General features: G+C 64.7%; 19 protein-coding genes. 10 read left to right on the plus strand and 9 right to left on the minus strand.

All coding sequences use genetic code 11. The features are described 5' to 3' along the window. The first annotated feature begins 1,272 nt into the window (after nucleotides 1-1,272). Nucleotides 1,273-1,593, plus strand: a complete 321-nt coding sequence (locus tag ACT53M_RS15600; protein ID WP_476234519.1) for a hypothetical protein — start codon at nucleotides 1,273-1,275, stop codon at nucleotides 1,591-1,593. Nucleotides 1,594-1,601: 8 nt separating this feature from the next. On the opposite strand, the gene ACT53M_RS15605 is transcribed toward ACT53M_RS15600, so the two are convergent. From ACT53M_RS15605 to ACT53M_RS15625, 5 genes are all read right to left on the minus strand, one after another. Further along, nucleotides 1,602-2,567, minus strand: coding sequence for a bile acid:sodium symporter family protein (locus tag ACT53M_RS15605; protein ID WP_476234521.1), 966 nt, complete (start codon nucleotides 2,565-2,567; stop codon nucleotides 1,602-1,604). Between the two features lie 75 nt (nucleotides 2,568-2,642). Continuing rightward, entirely contained in the window at nucleotides 2,643-3,317 is a 675-nt protein-coding gene (locus tag ACT53M_RS15610; protein ID WP_476234522.1) for a ferritin-like domain-containing protein, read from the minus strand. Between the two features lie 75 nt (nucleotides 3,318-3,392). After that, nucleotides 3,393-4,043, minus strand: coding sequence for a CoA transferase subunit B (locus ACT53M_RS15615; RefSeq protein ID WP_476234523.1), 651 nt, complete (start codon nucleotides 4,041-4,043; stop codon nucleotides 3,393-3,395). Then, on the minus strand, nucleotides 4,043-4,942 hold the full coding sequence (locus ACT53M_RS15620) for a 5'-nucleotidase, lipoprotein e(P4) family (protein WP_476234525.1): 900 nt from the start codon (nucleotides 4,940-4,942) through the stop codon (nucleotides 4,043-4,045). The genes ACT53M_RS15615 and ACT53M_RS15620 overlap by 1 nt, the downstream gene beginning before the upstream one ends. Then, nucleotides 4,939-5,646, minus strand: a complete 708-nt coding sequence (locus ACT53M_RS15625) for a CoA transferase subunit A (RefSeq protein WP_476234527.1) — start codon at nucleotides 5,644-5,646, stop codon at nucleotides 4,939-4,941. Before ACT53M_RS15625 ends, ACT53M_RS15620 begins: the two co-directional genes overlap by 4 nt. Nucleotides 5,647-5,884: 238 nt before the next feature. Between ACT53M_RS15625 and ACT53M_RS15630 the strand changes: the two genes are divergently transcribed. The 3 genes from ACT53M_RS15630 (at nucleotide 5,885) to ACT53M_RS15640 (ending at nucleotide 8,508) form a co-directional block, all read left to right on the plus strand. Continuing rightward, nucleotides 5,885-6,415, plus strand: a complete 531-nt coding sequence (locus ACT53M_RS15630) for an outer membrane protein (RefSeq protein WP_476234529.1) — start codon at nucleotides 5,885-5,887, stop codon at nucleotides 6,413-6,415. Between the two features lie 126 nt (nucleotides 6,416-6,541). After that, nucleotides 6,542-8,197, plus strand: a complete 1,656-nt coding sequence (locus ACT53M_RS15635; RefSeq protein WP_476234531.1) for a thiamine pyrophosphate-binding protein — start codon at nucleotides 6,542-6,544, stop codon at nucleotides 8,195-8,197. Nucleotides 8,198-8,262: 65 nt separating this feature from the next. Beyond that, nucleotides 8,263-8,508 (plus strand): hypothetical protein, encoded by a 246-nt coding sequence (locus ACT53M_RS15640; RefSeq protein ID WP_476229495.1) that lies wholly within the window; start codon nucleotides 8,263-8,265, stop codon nucleotides 8,506-8,508. A gap of 57 nt (nucleotides 8,509-8,565) precedes the next feature. On the opposite strand, the gene ACT53M_RS15645 is transcribed toward ACT53M_RS15640, so the two are convergent. Then, nucleotides 8,566-8,736 (minus strand): CsbD family protein, encoded by a 171-nt coding sequence (locus ACT53M_RS15645; protein WP_476234533.1) that lies wholly within the window; start codon nucleotides 8,734-8,736, stop codon nucleotides 8,566-8,568. Between the two features lie 92 nt (nucleotides 8,737-8,828). Between ACT53M_RS15645 and ACT53M_RS15650 the strand changes: the two genes are divergently transcribed. Next, on the plus strand, nucleotides 8,829-9,419 hold the full coding sequence (locus tag ACT53M_RS15650; RefSeq protein ID WP_476234535.1) for a class I SAM-dependent methyltransferase: 591 nt from the start codon (nucleotides 8,829-8,831) through the stop codon (nucleotides 9,417-9,419). A gap of 4 nt (nucleotides 9,420-9,423) precedes the next feature. Here the strand turns inward: ACT53M_RS15650 and ACT53M_RS15655 are convergent, their stop codons facing one another. Next, nucleotides 9,424-10,224: an alpha/beta hydrolase gene (locus ACT53M_RS15655; RefSeq protein WP_476234537.1), complete on the minus strand. Its 801-nt coding sequence runs from the start codon at nucleotides 10,222-10,224 to the stop codon at nucleotides 9,424-9,426. After that, a complete protein-coding gene (thiS, locus tag ACT53M_RS15660; RefSeq protein WP_476234538.1) occupies nucleotides 10,224-11,228 on the minus strand; it encodes a sulfur carrier protein ThiS in 1,005 nt (334 codons plus the stop codon). The genes ACT53M_RS15655 and thiS overlap by 1 nt, the downstream gene beginning before the upstream one ends. A gap of 79 nt (nucleotides 11,229-11,307) precedes the next feature. Here thiS and aroQ point away from each other — a divergent pair, with 79 nt between their 5' ends. From aroQ to arsC, 4 genes are read left to right on the plus strand one after another with little or no spacing between them, the layout of a single operon-like run. Further along, entirely contained in the window at nucleotides 11,308-11,742 is a 435-nt protein-coding gene (gene aroQ, locus ACT53M_RS15665) for a type II 3-dehydroquinate dehydratase (RefSeq protein ID WP_476234539.1), read from the plus strand. Nucleotides 11,743-11,785: 43 nt separating this feature from the next. Beyond that, complete coding sequence (accB, locus tag ACT53M_RS15670) at nucleotides 11,786-12,268, plus strand: acetyl-CoA carboxylase biotin carboxyl carrier protein (RefSeq protein ID WP_476234541.1); 483 nt, start codon at nucleotides 11,786-11,788, stop codon at nucleotides 12,266-12,268. Nucleotides 12,269-12,278: 10 nt separating this feature from the next. Beyond that, nucleotides 12,279-13,643 carry an acetyl-CoA carboxylase biotin carboxylase subunit gene (gene accC, locus ACT53M_RS15675; protein ID WP_476229502.1) on the plus strand — a complete coding sequence of 455 codons (1,365 nt, stop codon included), beginning with the start codon at nucleotides 12,279-12,281 and terminating at the stop codon, nucleotides 13,641-13,643. Next, nucleotides 13,640-13,975, plus strand: a complete 336-nt coding sequence (arsC, locus tag ACT53M_RS15680) for an arsenate reductase (glutaredoxin) (protein WP_476234543.1) — start codon at nucleotides 13,640-13,642, stop codon at nucleotides 13,973-13,975. The genes accC and arsC overlap by 4 nt, the downstream gene beginning before the upstream one ends. A gap of 157 nt (nucleotides 13,976-14,132) precedes the next feature. Here arsC and ACT53M_RS15685 read toward each other — a convergent pair whose 3' ends face one another. Next, entirely contained in the window at nucleotides 14,133-14,987 is an 855-nt protein-coding gene (locus ACT53M_RS15685) for an SDR family oxidoreductase (protein ID WP_476234545.1), read from the minus strand. Nucleotides 14,988-15,131: 144 nt separating this feature from the next. Between ACT53M_RS15685 and ACT53M_RS15690 the strand changes: the two genes are divergently transcribed. Next, entirely contained in the window at nucleotides 15,132-15,494 is a 363-nt protein-coding gene (locus ACT53M_RS15690) for a winged helix-turn-helix transcriptional regulator (protein ID WP_476234546.1), read from the plus strand. Nucleotides 15,495-15,539: the final 45 nt, after the last annotated feature.

Here is a 15,539-nt window from a genome sequence, read left to right on the forward strand (position 1 = left end):
CAAAACCGTCTCGACAAAATGCCCTTGCCAAGGGGGCGTCCACATATGAATCACATCGCGCCTCTCACATCAATGGGTCCTGACCCTAGGCGTGACGAGGAGGGTGCGGTCTTCAACTTTGACGGTGTTGCTGGTCGGGTTACTTGGAGGGTGCAGCGCAAACCCCATCGAGTCCTGCCAGTTCGGAAAGCGCATACGCGAACTACCAGTATCAGGCGTCATATTTGGAGGCGTCGGCACGAAAGTTAAAATAGATTCGTGCGGTGGACGATACTTCAAGCTAGCGTCAATCGGAGACGTCAACCTTCCTGCTATTTTTTCTAGATTAAAGGAATATTCTAAGAAGCGTAGTCAGCCCGTTGGATTTACAGCAATGGTAGACGGATACATACTTACGGACGGGCCTAATAAAGACTTTCTGCTAGTCATAGATATGAAAAACGTAACTGAAGGCGGCAGAGCGATCGAGGAATATCATCCGTAAAATTGCAAGCGCCGTTCTAGTTGAACGGCAGCCTCCCACCACCTTCGGTCATTCGCTGGAGGAGGCTTCCTCAAATCCACTGGAGTGGCGGCCCTCGGCGCGACCTATCGAATGAACGGCGGAGGGTGGGCGGGAGCCGACGCTCAATTTTTCGGCCGACGGCCGCCACCGGACGCTTACGAGCAACCCCAACGATGGTATCCCCCGGTACATCGCATTGTGCCAGCACCGCGGCGCGCTCCGCGTCTGAATAGCGTCGCCGGCGCTCCGCGCGGGTGATAACCTCCATTCGCGCCATCCGCACTCTCCTTAAGGCGTGCCAAAGGACACTCCTGAGTGCGCCTCGGGTCGCGCAGCAGAAGTTGCCACGCAATACGGGTCAGAGCGGACGCTTACCCCTCCCGTCCATATGCGATCGCCCCCCTTGTCGCAGCGCGATTGTTCCCCATATGTTCAAATCGCTGCCCGGTGCGGGCGCCGCTCTTTGCATCTGTAGAAACCACAGGCCGGGCTTTGCGCGTGCGCGCGATGCCCTAAACTTCCTGAACTTCACCTCTCCCCGCACATTCGCGCGTGAGCCTAAACTTCCTAAACTTCACATTGCGCGCGTGAGCCTAAACTTCCTAAACTTCACACCCCCCCGCACATGCGCGCGTGAGCCTAAACTTCCTAAACTTCGCCGGGCGCACAGCGCCTCCCCCACGCCCCGCGCCGGAAGCTTTTGCCGGTCGCCGGCGCAAGGGATATAAGCCACTTACCGCCGGGGATTGGCACTCGGGAGCGCGGACATGGGCGACATGGTGATCGTGGCGTATCGGCCGAAGCCGGGCCAGGACGAAGCCCTGCTGGCACTGACGAAGACGCATGTGCCGGAATTGCGCGAACTCGGGCTGGCGACCGACCGGCCGGCACTGGCGATGCGGTCGAAGGAAGGCGTGATCGTCGAAGTCTTCGAATGGCGCGACGGCGCGATCGAGACGGCGCACAGCAACCCGGCGGTACTCGCGATGTGGGAACGCTATGCCGCGGTGTGCGACTATGTGCCGCTGCACCAGCTTCCCGAGGCGCAGGACATGTTCGCCCAGTTCGCGCCGATCGACCTGGACTGAACGCGCGCCTAGTTCGCCCGCCGGGCATAGTGCCGCGCGAGCACCGCGCAGGCGAACAACTGGAGCTGGTGGAAGATCATCAGCGGCAGCACGATCAGGCTGACGCCGGCGCCGGGGAACAGGATGGTCGCCATCGGGATGCCGCTCGCCATGCTCTTCTTCGAGCCGCAGAAGACGATGGCGATCTCGTCCTCGGTCGAAAAGCCCAGCCGGCGGCTGACCAGCGTGGTCGCCACCAGGACGATGGCGAGGATCGCGGCGTTGAAGCCGATCACCAGCGCCAGATCGGCCAGCGACACCTGGGTCCATACGCCGGCGACCATGCCCGCGCTGAACGCGGCGTAGACGACGAGCAGGATCGATCCGCGATCGACCGTCATCGTCAGCACGCGGTGCTTGAGGATGAACCGGCCGATCCAGGGCCGCACCGCCTGCCCCGCCGCGAACGGCAGCAGGATCTGCGCGGCGATCGTCTCGAGTGCGTGCAGCGAGAAGCCCGCGCCGCTGGTGCGCGGCAGCACCAGCGCGACCAGCAGCGGCGTCACCAGCACGCCGACAAGGTTCGAGAGCGAGGCGCTGCACAGCGCGGCGGGCACATTGCCCCGGGCGATCGAGGTGAAGGCGATCGACGACTGCACGGTCGAGGGCAGCAGCGACAGGAACAGCAGACCGGTCGCGATGCCACCGGGCAGAACATGCCCCGCCACCGCAAAGGCGCCGAGCCCGACCAGCGGGAAAAACAGGAAGGTGCTGAGGAATACCAGCGCCTGCAGCCGCCAGTTGGTGATCCCCGCCCAGATCGCCGAGGGGGCAAGCCGCGCGCCATAGAGGAAGAACAGCAGCGCGACGGCAACGGTGACCGCCTCGTCCGCCACATCCGCCCAGCCGCCACGCGCCGGGAACAGCGCGGCAAGGCCGACGGTGCCGAGCAGCATCAGCAGATAGGGATCGATCCAGCGACGAAGGGCTTCCATGGCGATACTCGAACAAAGGCAATGCGGGGAGCCCATGCGCGCGCCTGCCCGATCGCGCAAGTATCTGCCGGCGCCTCAGGCGGCGAGCGGTACCCCGCGCTCGTGCCGCTCGCCGGCATCGGCCCAGTCGGTGCGGCGGCGCATGAAGGGATTGAGGAACAGGATCGGCAGCTTCACGAACAGCAGCTCGGAATGGATGAAGCTGTCGATCGCATGTTCCCACCAGCGCGACGCCCGCTTGCCTTGGGCGCGCAGCCAGCCGTCATAAGGTGCCCAGTGGCTCGGCTCGTCCTTCTCGATCACTTCGAAGATGCGGGTGAGCGCCTTGTCGGCCAGCACTGCCTTGTGGCGCAGCAGGATGTGCACCTGCTGATAGCCGCGCTGCTCGGTGAGCGAGATGACGCGGCACAGCTTTTCGAACTGGGCATCGTCGTCGATCACCGCCTGGGTATCGAGCGCGTCGATGGTGCGGCGGAACATGATTTCGACGAAGCGGTCGATATGGCCGCAGGTGCGATCGACTGCGAGCGGCATCCGCCCCTGAAGCTGGAACCAGCGCTTGAACATCTGGTAGTGTTTGCGCTCATCGGCGCGGTGCTTTTCGATCGCAGCGATCAGCGCGTGATCGTCGGGCGCCCGCACCCGCACCGCCTGCAGCACCCGGTCGATGCTCGTATAGCCGCGATGCTCGTTATAGATGTAGATCGAGCCGAGCAGGTCGAGATAGCGGCGGCGGTACCAGGCGAACATGGCCGCGACGCTAGGCGCCGGCGAGGCGCGAGGCAATGGGGATGCCCCCTCCCGATTTCGGAGGGGGCCTCGCCCTCACGCCGTAGCCAGCGCCACCGTGTAGTTCGCCGTGGTCTTCGCCGCGACTTCCTCCGCCGTCACGCCCGGCGCCAGCTCGATCAACCGGAACGGCGAGGCATGATCGGCACGGCTGAACACCGCCAGATCGGTGATGATCATGTCGACGACGTTCTTCCCCGTCAGCGGCAGCGTGCATGCCGGAATGAACTTCGGGCTGCCGTCCTTGGCAGTGTGTTCCATGACGACGATGATTTTCTTGACGCCGGCGACCAGATCCATCGCCCCGCCCATGCCCTTGATCATCTTGCCGGGGATCATCCAGTTGGCGATGTCGCCGCCTTCGCTGACTTCCATTGCACCGAGCACGGTCAGGTCGATATGTCCGCCGCGGATCATCGCGAAGCTGTCGGCCGAGCTGAAATAGACCGAGCTGGGCAGCTCGCTGATCGTCTGCTTGCCGGCGTTGATCAGGTCGGGGTCTTCCTCGCCCTCATACGGGAACGGACCGATGCCGAGCATGCCGTTTTCCGACTGGAGCGTCACTTCCACGCCAGCCGGAATATGGTTCGCCACCAGCGTGGGAATGCCGATGCCCAGATTGACGTAGAAGCCGTCGTGCAGCTCCTTTGCGGCGCGCGCCGCCATGTCGTCGCGAGTCCAGGCCATTATCGCTTCTCCTGCGGGTCCGCCCAGCGCGTCGCTGGCGGGAAGGTTTGGTCATAGGTGGAACCGAGGCCGGTTCCATAAACGGGGTTGGGCAGCACGAACCACCCATGGCCCCAGAGCGATGCGATCACCGGGCTCTGCACCAACGCACGCCGTTCAGGCGGGGTACGACCGGCGAAATCGTCGCTGAAATCACCGAGCTGGTCGCCGCCCATCGCCACCACGCACCAGCGCTGGGCAATGGCGTTGCGGCGGCCGTCCTTGCCCGATTTGCCTTCGACATCGCCCTTCAGGAACAGCGTCTCGCCATGCTTCGCGGGGCCAAGCCCGGCGAAGTTGAGCGCGGCTTCGGTATCTTCGGCATGGGCGGCGGCGCGGTTGGTGTTGAAAATCACCGTCACGCCCATCGCCCGAAGCGCCTTCACGGCCTCGACGGCGCCGGGGACCGCCGCGACCTTGGTCGCGCCAGTCTGTTCCCAGCGGTCCCAGCGGGCGGGATCATAGGGCCCTGGATGGCGCGCATCGTCGCCCTCGAAGCCAAGGTTCAGCAGCATCGTCTCATCGACATCGAACACGGCCGCTGCCGGCTTGTCGCCGCATGACTGGAAACGCGGGATGGCCAGCGTCGAACCCGGTTCCAGCACGACCGAGGTGCGGGGACCGCCCCGCTTCGGATCATCCTTGGCCATGCGCGTCCGGACCTGATCGACGAGTGCCGAATAGGCCTGTACGCTCAGCGCCGCCGCCTCGCCCGAACCATAGAGATACTGCATCCCCGCCGGAACTTCGCCCGTCGCCGCTGCGGGCGCCGGGGACGGTGGGGCCTCCATCACTGTCGAGCCGACGACGCAACCGGACAGCGCCAGCGCACCCGTCAGCAGCAGTGCGGGCCGAATCATGCCGCCTCGCGCGGACGCGTGGTGCGGAACTCGATCTTCTTGTCGTAGGGGGCGCCGATGAACAGCCGTTTCACATAGATGCCGGGCAGGTGGATCTGGTCGGGATCGAGGCTGCCGACAGGCACTACTTCCTCCACCTCGGCCACGCAGATGCGGCCCGCGGTCGCCATCGGCTGGTTGAAGTTGCGCGCGGTCTTGCGGAAAATGAGGTTGCCGGCCTCGTCGGCCTTCCAGCCTTTGATGATCGACAAGTCGGCGCGGATGCCGCGCTCCAGAATATATTCCTGGCCGTCGAAGACCTTCACTTCCTTGCCCTCGGCGACCTTCGTGCCGACGCCGGTCTTCGTGTAGAAGCCGGGAATGCCCGCCCCACCTGCCCGGCACCGCTCGGCCAGCGTGCCCTGCGGACAGAACTCGACCTCGAGCTCGCCCGAAAGATACTGGCGCTCGAACTCCTTGTTCTCACCGACATAGGAGGAGATCATCTTCTTGACCTGGCGGCTGCGCAGCAGCTTGCCGAGGCCCTCATTGTCGATGCCGGCATTGTTCGAGGCGATGGTGAGGTCCTTGACCCCCGCAGCCTGGATCGCGTCGATCAGCCGTTCGGGGATGCCGCACAGGCCAAAGCCACCTGCGCACAGCGTCATGCCGTCGAACAGCAGCCCTTCCAGCGCTGCGCTTGCGTTGGGGTACAGCTTGTCCATCGGCGATTCTCCTCGATCCTGATGGCCGATAATACCGGGCACGAGCCCGGGTCAAGCGAACCTGAACGGGTTTTCAAGTTTGCGAGAAGCAGCGCCTGCGGGGGCAACTGTTGCGAGCGCGCAACAGTCAGGATTGTAATGCAATCGTCATATTGCACCTGCGAACCAAAGGCCTAGGTATCCGCCCGGATGGCCGTCCGGAAAATGTAAAGTATAAAGTCCAAAGGTAGGTAAAATAATGCGTATTCTCGCAATGACGGCGCTCACCCTGACGGCAGTCGCCACTCCCGCACTCGCACAGGACGGCAGCTTCCAGGGCCCGCGCGTCGAGGCGGTGGCCGGCTGGGACCGCATCGAGACCAAGGCTCCGGGTGCGCCGGGCTTCGTCTATGGCGGCGCGGCGGGCTATGACTTGCAGCGCGGCAAGCTGGTCGCGGGTGTGGACGGTGAAATCACCGGCACCACCACCGACAAAACCACGGGCACGCTGAAACTGAAGGGCGGCCGCGATTTCTACGCCGGCGCGCGTCTCGGCTATGTCGTCCTCCCGGGCACGCTGCTCTACGGCAAGGTCGGCTATGACAACAGCCGCGTCATCAGCACCGTCGCCAACGTGCGCAACGCCGACAACGTCGATGGCGTCCGCCTGGGTGCCGGCCTGGAGCACAGCTTCGGCCATTATTACGGCAAGGTCGAGTATCGCTACACCAACGCTGCGCAGAATGTGGAGCGTCATCAGGTTCTGGCGGGCATCGGCTACCGCTTCTGAGCGTGTAACGGTCGCACCGCTCTTGCCGACGCGATTGTCTGCGGCCCCGCATGCCCTGGCATGTGGGGCCGTTTCCGTCTGGGGTTCCGCTCGACTTGAGCCGCGAGTCGAGGCTATGCCGTTCCCATGAATGCGAAACGCACCGGGGGCCGTATCCTCGTCGACAATCTGGTGGCACAGGGCTGCGACCGGATTTTCCATGTCCCCGGCGAGAGCTTCCTCGCCGTGCTCGACGCGCTGCACGACACGCCCGAAATCGACGTGGTGACCTGCCGGCAAGAAGGCGGCGTAGGCTTCATGGCCTGTGCCGACGGCGCGATGATGGGGCGCCCGGGCGTCGCCTTCGTAACGCGCGGGCCGGGCGCGACCAACGCCAGCATCGGCGTGCACGTCGCCATGCAGGATTCGCAGCCGATGCTGCTGTTCATCGGGGATGTCGACCGGGGAATGCGCGATCGCGAGGGCTTTCAGGAAGTCGACTTCCCGGCGATGTTCGCGCCGCTCGCCAAATGGGCAACGCGGATAAAGGACGCGCGGCGCATTCCCGAATATGTCGCACGCGCCTGGGCGGTCGCTACCTCCGGCCGTCCTGGTCCGGTGGTGATCGCGCTGCCGGAAGACATGCTATGCGACGAAGTGGAGGCGGTGGACCGGCCTGCCATCGTACCACCGATCCAGGCGCCCGACGGCTATGATCTCGATCTGGTGTTCGAGCAGCTCGCCCGCGCCGAACGGCCAGTGGCGATCGTCGGCGGCGCCGGATGGGATGCAGAGACGGGCGAAGACTTCCTGCGTTTTGCCGAATCGATCGCGCTTCCGGTCGCCGGCGCCTTTCGTCGTCAGGATTCGATTCCCAATAACTCGCCGGTCTGGGCGGGCAATCTGGGCTACGGCCCGAACCCCAAGCTGGTCGCGCGGATAAAGGCAGCGGACCTGTTACTGGTCATCGGCGCGCGGATGGGGGAGGCAACTACAGATGGCTATACGCTCGTCACACCGGACCACCCCGGCCAAACGCTGATCCACGTCCATCCCGATCCCGAGGAACTCAACCGTACCTATCGTGCAGACCTGCCGATCTGTGCACGCCCGTTCGAATTCGCCGTCGCCATCGCTGCGGCAGCTACCGAAGTGGAATTGCCCCGCTTCGCCATGGCTGAGGCGCATGCGGAATGGCTGGAATGGTCGACGCCCCGCCCCCGCGAAGGCGTGACGCTCGACCTCGGCCAATGCGTCGCGGCGATGCGCGAGGCCCTGCCGGCGAACACAATCATCTGCAATGGCGCGGGTAATTTCTCGGGCTGGTGGCACCGCTACTGGCCCTATGCCGCGCATCCGTCGCAGCTTGCTCCGACTGCGGGCGCAATGGGCTATGGCGTGCCCGCCGCGGTTGCAGCCGCGCTGCGCTTTCCGGAACGAAAGGTCGTAGCCGTGGCGGGTGATGGCGACTTCCTGATGAATGGACAGGAACTCGCCACGGCCGTGCAGCACGACGCCGACATGCTGGTGATCGTCGTCGACAACGGCACCTATGGCACCATTCGAATGCATCAGGAGCGCGAATATCCGGCGCGGCTTTCGGGCACCACGCTGCGAAATCCGGACTTCGCCGCCCTCGCCCGCGCCTATGGTTGCTGGGCGGCGACCGTGGAGACGACCGAGGCTTTCGCCCCGGCGCTGAACGCGGCCCTGGCAGAACCCGGCGTCAAGCTGTTGCACCTGAAGACCGATATCGAATTCATCACGCCCGCGACCACGGTGACGGCGATCCGCAACCGCTGATTTTGCCGCGTCTCGCCCGTCCCTGTGCCGCTCCGCACGCTATAAAATGAGGAAAGGAGAGGCACGTGGGACAGCGTTGGCGTTCAGCGCATATCGGCAAGCAGGGCGATCGGTTCAAAGTCGACGGGCAGCCGGTTTGGCAACGCGAATGGCGCTGGATCGACAAGAAGACCGTGCGCCTGCCGGACCCGATCAACGGGGTCGACATCTATTCGTTCATGATTTGCGAGATCGGTAATCGAACCAATCCGAGCCGCTTCGCCGCCGCGCGGGTCGGGCCGGATATGTGGGCCTTCTACGTCGAAGACTGAAAGGGCCGCGCCCCTTACGGAACCCGGCCCCGGCATTTCAGTAGCTTGGTGACGCGATCAGATGTCGTCGCCCAGCGCGCCCTTGACCTTGCCGCCAAGCTGCTGCGCCTTGCCCTTCAGCTCCTGGGCGGCGCCTTCGTCGCGGGTTTCGGGATCACGGCTCTGCTGCTTGGCCTTTCCAACCGCCTCGTTGATATTGCCTTTGATCTTGTCGACGAGTTCGCCCATGATTTCAAACTCCTAACAGAGCTGCGGCGGCGCGGTTTGCGTCCCTTCAGCTTCGATGGGATAACGATTGTTAGCGAAATAGGGTTCCCGCCATGCCCGATCGCATCGCCGACCATTACGAACGCCACGCCCGCACCTTTGACGCGGCGCGCAGCCGTGCTTTCGTCGAGAAAGGGTGGCTGGATCGCCTGCTGCTTGCGGTACCCCGTGGCGGCTCTGTCCTCGACCTGGGTTGTGGCGGTGGCGAGCCGATCGCCCGCTATCTGGTCGATCACGGGACAAAGGTAACGGGCGTCGATGCGTCCGCTTCACTCATCGCGCTGACGCGCACCCGCTTTCCCCGCCACCGCTGGGTCCATGGCGACATGCGCAAGGTGACGCTGGACGGTCCGTTTCATGCGGTACTCGCCTGGGACAGCTTCTTTCACCTGCCAGCCGAAGACCAACCGGCCATGCTTGCGCGCATGGCGGGTTGGTTGGGACCGGGCGGTTTGATGCTGTTCAACACCGGACCGGAGGCGGGACAGGCCATTGGCGAACAATTCGGAGAGCCCCTGTTTCACGCAAGTCTGGGCCCAGCCGACTATCGCGCCGTCTTTGCTGCAAACGGCCTGGTCGAAATCGCCTTCGCCCAAAACGACCGCACGACCGGTCGTGCCGTATGGCTCGCTCGCAAGCGTTGATACGTCAGCCGGTCGTCACGCTGTCAAGAAACGCGATTACCGCACGCCAAGCATAAAGCGCCCCTTGCGGGTTTTTCATGCGAAGCAGTGTCGACGATCCGTGCACGCCACCCAGCTTTGGCACGAACTGGACCTTGTCCTTGCCCGGCACGGCCGCAAGTATGGACCGCGCGGCGTCGATCTCCTTGCCGTCCTGGGCGGAGGTAACGAACACCGGAATTTGCAGCATTGCCGCGGCGCGGTGCACGCTCTGCTTATCATCGAGATATTCGTCCGGCGAAAAGGCCAGCACGGCCTTCACTTGCGGAGCATGTTCGGCCGCCAGCGGGAAGACCAAAGCCGCCGAATAGCTGCTGCCCCATAAGATCAGCGGCAGTTTTTGGCCCACGCCCCACTGGAAGGCCGCCTCCAAATCCTGACACGCCTCGGCATAGCTGGCCGAATGGCCGAGTGCCTTCACCGTATCGTTGAGGCCGAAAAGGTCGCCGCCGGCACGCTGGTCGATGCGCAGCGAGGAGTAGCCGGCCTGGGCCAGCTGCGGCGCGATCAGCGCATATTCGTCCTTGCCCGAGCCGGCCTGGTGAAAGAGCAGGATCAGCGCCCGCGGATTGGTCGCGCGCGTATAAACGCCGGCGATCTTCACGCCGTCAGTCGCCGTCAGCGTTACCGATTCCGCCGAAATAGGGCCGGCGCTACGGACAGGATCCGACTGGGGGCGAGGATGGCACGCCGCCACGCCTAGCAGCGCCAGTGCCAGTGCCAGTGCCAGTGCCAGTGCCAGTGCCATAGCGGCAGCCCGCAGCATCAGATCAACCCCGCCAGCGGGCTCGACGGATCGGCATAGCGACGCCTGGCCATGCGCCCAGCGCGGTAGGAAAGCCGTCCGGCCTCCACCGCAGCCTTCATCGCCGCCGCCATCAGGATCGGATCCTTGGCCTCGGCGATCGCGGTGTTCATCAGCACGCCGTCGCAGCCCAGTTCCATCGCCACGGCTGCATCCGACGCTGAACCTACGCCGGCATCAACCAGCACCGGCATCTTGGCGCCTTCGACGATAAGCCGGATCGTCACTTGGTTCTGGATGCCCAGCCCTGACCCGATTGGCGCGCCCAGCGGCATGATTGCCACTGCGCCGGCATCTTCCAGCCGCTTGGCGGCGATGGGATCGTCGACGCAATAGACCATCGGCTTGAAGCCTTCCTTGGCCAGCACTTCGGTCGCGCGCAGTGTCTCGACCATGTCGGGATAGAGGGTGCGCGCCTCGCCCAGCACTTCCAGCTTCACCAACTCCCAGCCGCCCGCCTCGCGCGCCAGCCGCAGCGTGCGGATCGCCGATTCGGCATCGAAGCAACCGGCGGTGTTGGGCAGATAGGTGATTTTCTTGGGGTCGATATAGTCGGTCAGCATCGGCGCCTTGGGGTCGCTGACGTTCACCCGGCGAACCGCCACGGTGACGATCTCGGCGCCCGACGCCGCGACTGCCGCCGCGTTCTGCTCGAAATCCTTGTACTTGCCGGTGCCCACGATCAGCCGCGAGCGGAAGGTCTTGCCCGCCACCGTCCAGCTATCGTCAGCGAGCGGCGCACCATGATCGCCGCCGCCCACGAAATGGACGATTTCCAGCTCGTCGCCGTCCTCGACCAGCACCTGTCCCAGCGTCGAACGTGGCACCACTTCGAGGTTGCGCTCTACCGCCACCTTCTCGGGCACCAGCCCCAGTTCCTCGGCGAGCTGCGCGAGGGTGAGCCCGGCGGTGATCCGCTTGTGTTCGCCGTTGACCCGGATGGAGACGGTGCCGTCGCTGTGCATGAGGTGCCTTGGATTTGATTGGAGACGCTGGGTCATATAGGGAGGGCCACAACCCGCCCGCAACCGAAAGGCGCCTGCATTGGCCGATACGATCTTCGTCTTGAATGGTCCCAACCTCAATTTGCTGGGGCTGCGCGAGCCGGAAATCTATGGATCGGACACGCTCGATGACATCGCCGGAATGCTCGAGGATCGCGCCCGCGAACTCGATCTGGAGATAGAGATGCGCCAGTCCAACCATGAAGGCCATCTGATCGATTGGCTGCACGAGGCCCAGGCGACCGGCGCGCGCGCCGTGATCCTCAATCCGGGCGGTTACACCCACACTTCGGTCGCTTTGCATGATGCCATCAAGAGCATCCGCACGCCGGTGATCGAAGTGCATTTGTCGAACCCGCATGCACGCGAATCCTTCCGCCACATCAGCTACGTAGGCCGTGCGGCGAAGGGTACGGTGGCCGGGTTCGGTTCGCTTTCCTACATTCTCGCGCTTGAAGCCGCCGCGCGTCTCTGACAGAGGGCACCGTTTCATTTACGGAATTTCAAAGAAGGGTCGTATGGCCGAAGATACCAAGACGGGTGCAATACAGGTTGACATCGAGCTGGTCCGCCAGCTTGCTGCCGTGCTCGATGACACCCAGCTGACCGAAATCGAAGTCGAGGACGGCGAACGCCGCGTACGCGTCGCCCGCACCGTTACTGCGGCGCCGGCCGCCGTGCAGGTTGCCGCGCCGCAGTTCGCAGCGCCCGCGCCCGTCGCCGCGGCTCCTGCCGCCGCTGCCGAACCGGTTGCAGCGCCCAGCGCCGCCAATGCCGTCAAGTCGCCGATGGTCGGCACCGCCTATCTCAAGCCGAATCCCGAGGCGAAGCCCTTCGTCGCGGTCGGCCAGCAGGTCGCCGCGGGCGACACGCTGCTGATCATCGAGGCGATGAAGGTGATGAACCCGATCCACGCCCCCAGCGCCGGCACGGTCAAGGCGATCCTGGTCGACAACGGCCAGCCGGTCGAGTTCGACCAGCCGCTCGTCGTGGTCGAGTAACGGAACGCTCATGCCCGAGATCAAGAAGCTGCTGATCGCCAATCGCGGCGAGATCGCGCTGCGCATCCACCGCGCCTGCCATGAAATGGGCATCAAGACGGTGGCGGTGCACTCCACCGCCGACGCCGACGCGATGCATGTGCGCCTGGCGGACGAGGCGATTTGCATCGGCCCGCCGGCGGCTGCGGAGAGCTATCTCAACGTTCCGAACATCATCTCGGCGGCGGAAATTTCGGGTGCGGATGCGATCCATCCGGGCTATGGATTCCTATCCGAAAACGCGCAGTTCGCCGAGATCGTCGAGGCGCACGGGCTGATCTTCGTCGGCCCCAAGCCCGAACATATCCGCACCATGGGCGACAAGATCGAGGCGAAGCGCACCGCCGGTGCGCTGGGGCTGCCGCTGGTGCCGGGCTCGGACGGCCCGATCAGCGACCTCGCCGAAGCCAAGGCGATCGCCGCCAAGGCCGGCTATCCGGTGATCATCAAGGCCGCTTCGGGCGGCGGTGGTCGCGGCATGAAGGTGTGCACCAGCGAGGACCAGCTCGAAACGCTGATGCAGCAGGCAGGCTCGGAAGCGAAGGCCGCGTTCGGCGACGCCACCGTCTATCTGGAAAAATATCTCGGCAACCCGCGCCACATCGAATTCCAGGTGTTCGGCGACGGCAACGGTAACGCCATCCACCTGGGCGAGCGTGACTGCTCGCTCCAGCGCCGCCACCAGAAGGTGCTCGAAGAGGCACTGTCGCCGGTCATCACCCCCGAGGAACGCGCACGCATGGGCGCGATCGTCGCCAAGGCGATGTCCGACATGGGCTATCGCGGTGCCGGCACGATCGAGTTCCTGTGGGAAAATGGCGAATTCTACTTCATCGAGATGAACACCCGCCTCCAGGTCGAGCATCCGGTGACCGAGATGATCACCGGCATGGACCTGGTCCGCGAACAGATCCGCGTTGCCGAAGGGCATGGCCTGTCAGTGCGCCAGGAGGATCTGGAGTTCCGCGGCCACGCGATCGAATGCCGCATCAACGCCGAGGATCCGCGGACCTTCGCGCCCTCGCCCGGCACGATCACCCACTTCCACGCACCGGGCGGCATGCACGTCCGCGTCGATAGCGGCATCTATTCGGGCTACCGGATCCCGCCTTACTACGACTCGATGATCGCCAAGCTGATCGTCTATGGCCGCACCCGCGAGGGCTGCATCCTGCGACTGAAGCGTGCCCTGGAAGAGTTCGTGGTCGACGGCATCAAGACGACGATCCCGCTCCACCAGGCATTGCTCGACGATCCCGAGTTCCAGAAGGGCGAATACACGATCAAGTGGCTCGAAGAGTGGCTGGCGAAGCAGGACGAGGCTGCGTCGGCGTGAAGGCCACGATCTACCACAACCCGCGCTGCTCCAAGTCGCGCGAAGCGCTGGCGATCCTGACGGACGCCGGCGCCGAGGTGGAGGTGATCGAATATCTGAAGACCCCGCCGAGCCGCGAGACGCTGGCGGACCTGTACCGTCGCGCCGGCATGACCGCGCGCGAAGGCCTGCGCATCGCCGAAGATGCTGCCAAGCCGCTGAAGGGCGCCGATGACGACGCCATCCTCGACGCAATGGTGGCGAATTCCATCCTGATCGAACGCCCGCTGGTAGTTACTGAGCGCGGCATAAGGCTGGGTCGGCCGCCCGAGAAGGTGCGGGAGATTTTGTAAGCGCCCCCTTTTCGGGCTACCCTCCCGCTTGCGGGAGGGGGCGGGGGAGGAGATGACATCGGCATTCCTGCCGCGGCGGCATCGCGAGCGACAACGCAGCCCCTCCCCTAGCCCCTCCCGCGAGCGGGAGGGGAACAAAACACAGGCCCCGCCTCCTTTACCCCTTCAACGCGGCCGCCAGCGTATCGCGCCACGGCGTAGTCGGGCGGCCGATCAGTTTCGACAGGGTGCGGCTGTCATCAAACAACGCGCCTTCGGCAGTCCGCGCGTCGCAGTCGGCCAGCGTTGCGGCGAATGGCGCGGGAACGCCGGCACCCTCCAGCGCCTTGGCATAGTCTGCCTCAGGTAAATTCTGATAGGCGATGGGCCTGCCCGCCAGTTCGGACAGCGCGACCGCCAGATCGGTGAGCGTGAAGGACGTATCGCCGGCCAGTTCGTACGCAACCGTGTCTGCCCCCGTCCCGGCCAGCACGACCGCGGCCGCTTCGGCATAGTCGGCGCGGGCTGCAGCCGAAATCCGCCCCTCTCCCGCGCTGCCCAGCAACACACCGTGCTCGATGGCCGGGCCGGCGCTCATCAGATAATTCTCGGTGTACCAGCCATTGTGCAGCAGCGCGTGGGGTACGCCGCTCGCCGCGAGCAGATGCTCGGTCGCCTTATGCTCGGCGGCAAGCGACAGAGGCGAGTTCTGGCCGTGCAGAACGCTCGTATAAGCGAGGTACCCGACACCGGCGGCCTTGGCGGCGTCGATCACGGCGCGGTGCTGCGGGACGCGGCTGCCCACCGCATTTCCCGAAATCAGCAGCAGACGCGCGACACCGGCCAGCGCCGGTGCCAGCGTTTCCGGCACATCATAGTCGAAGGCACGCACCACCACGCCGCGGCTGGCGAAATCGGCAACGCTATCGGGGTTGCGCACCAGCGCAACGATCTGATCGGGCGCGACCTTGCCCACCAGCGATTCGACAACAAGGCGGCCAAGCTGACCCGAAGCTCCGGTAACGGCGTACATGCGCTTTTTCCTTCCAAAGGCAGATTGCTGCGCATCAGCTAGAGGCATAACTTACGAATCGTAAGTACGCACAGGAAGGTAAGTGTGGAAAATAATCCGCCCCCCGCAACCGCCACCCTCGCGCAGCTGTTGGCAAGCGGCCAAGTGTTCGCCCCTGCCTGCCCCTCGCGAACCGTACTCAAGCGGATCACCAGCAGCTGGGGTCTGCTGGTGCTGGTCGCGCTGCAAGCCGAAACGCTGCGCTTCAGCAGCCTGCGGCGGCGGGTGAACGGCGTGAGCGAGCGCATGCTGGCACAGACGCTGCAACAGCTGGAGGCGATCCACCTCGTCGAGCGGCGCAGCTTTCCCGTCGTGCCGCCGCATGTCGAATATAGCCTGACGCCGCTGGGTCGCGAGGCGGCAGCGCGCGTCGAGGCGCTGGTCGACTGGATCGGACAAAGCCTGCCCGCCCTGCTGGGCGATGCGATGCCGGCAGCGACTGCCCTGCCCGACAGTTGCGTTGCGTGAAACCAGACCTGCGAAAAACCCGCATTGCCGGGCGGCCGGCGGCCA

Source organism: Sphingomonas sp. DMC6, from assembly GCF_056314225.1.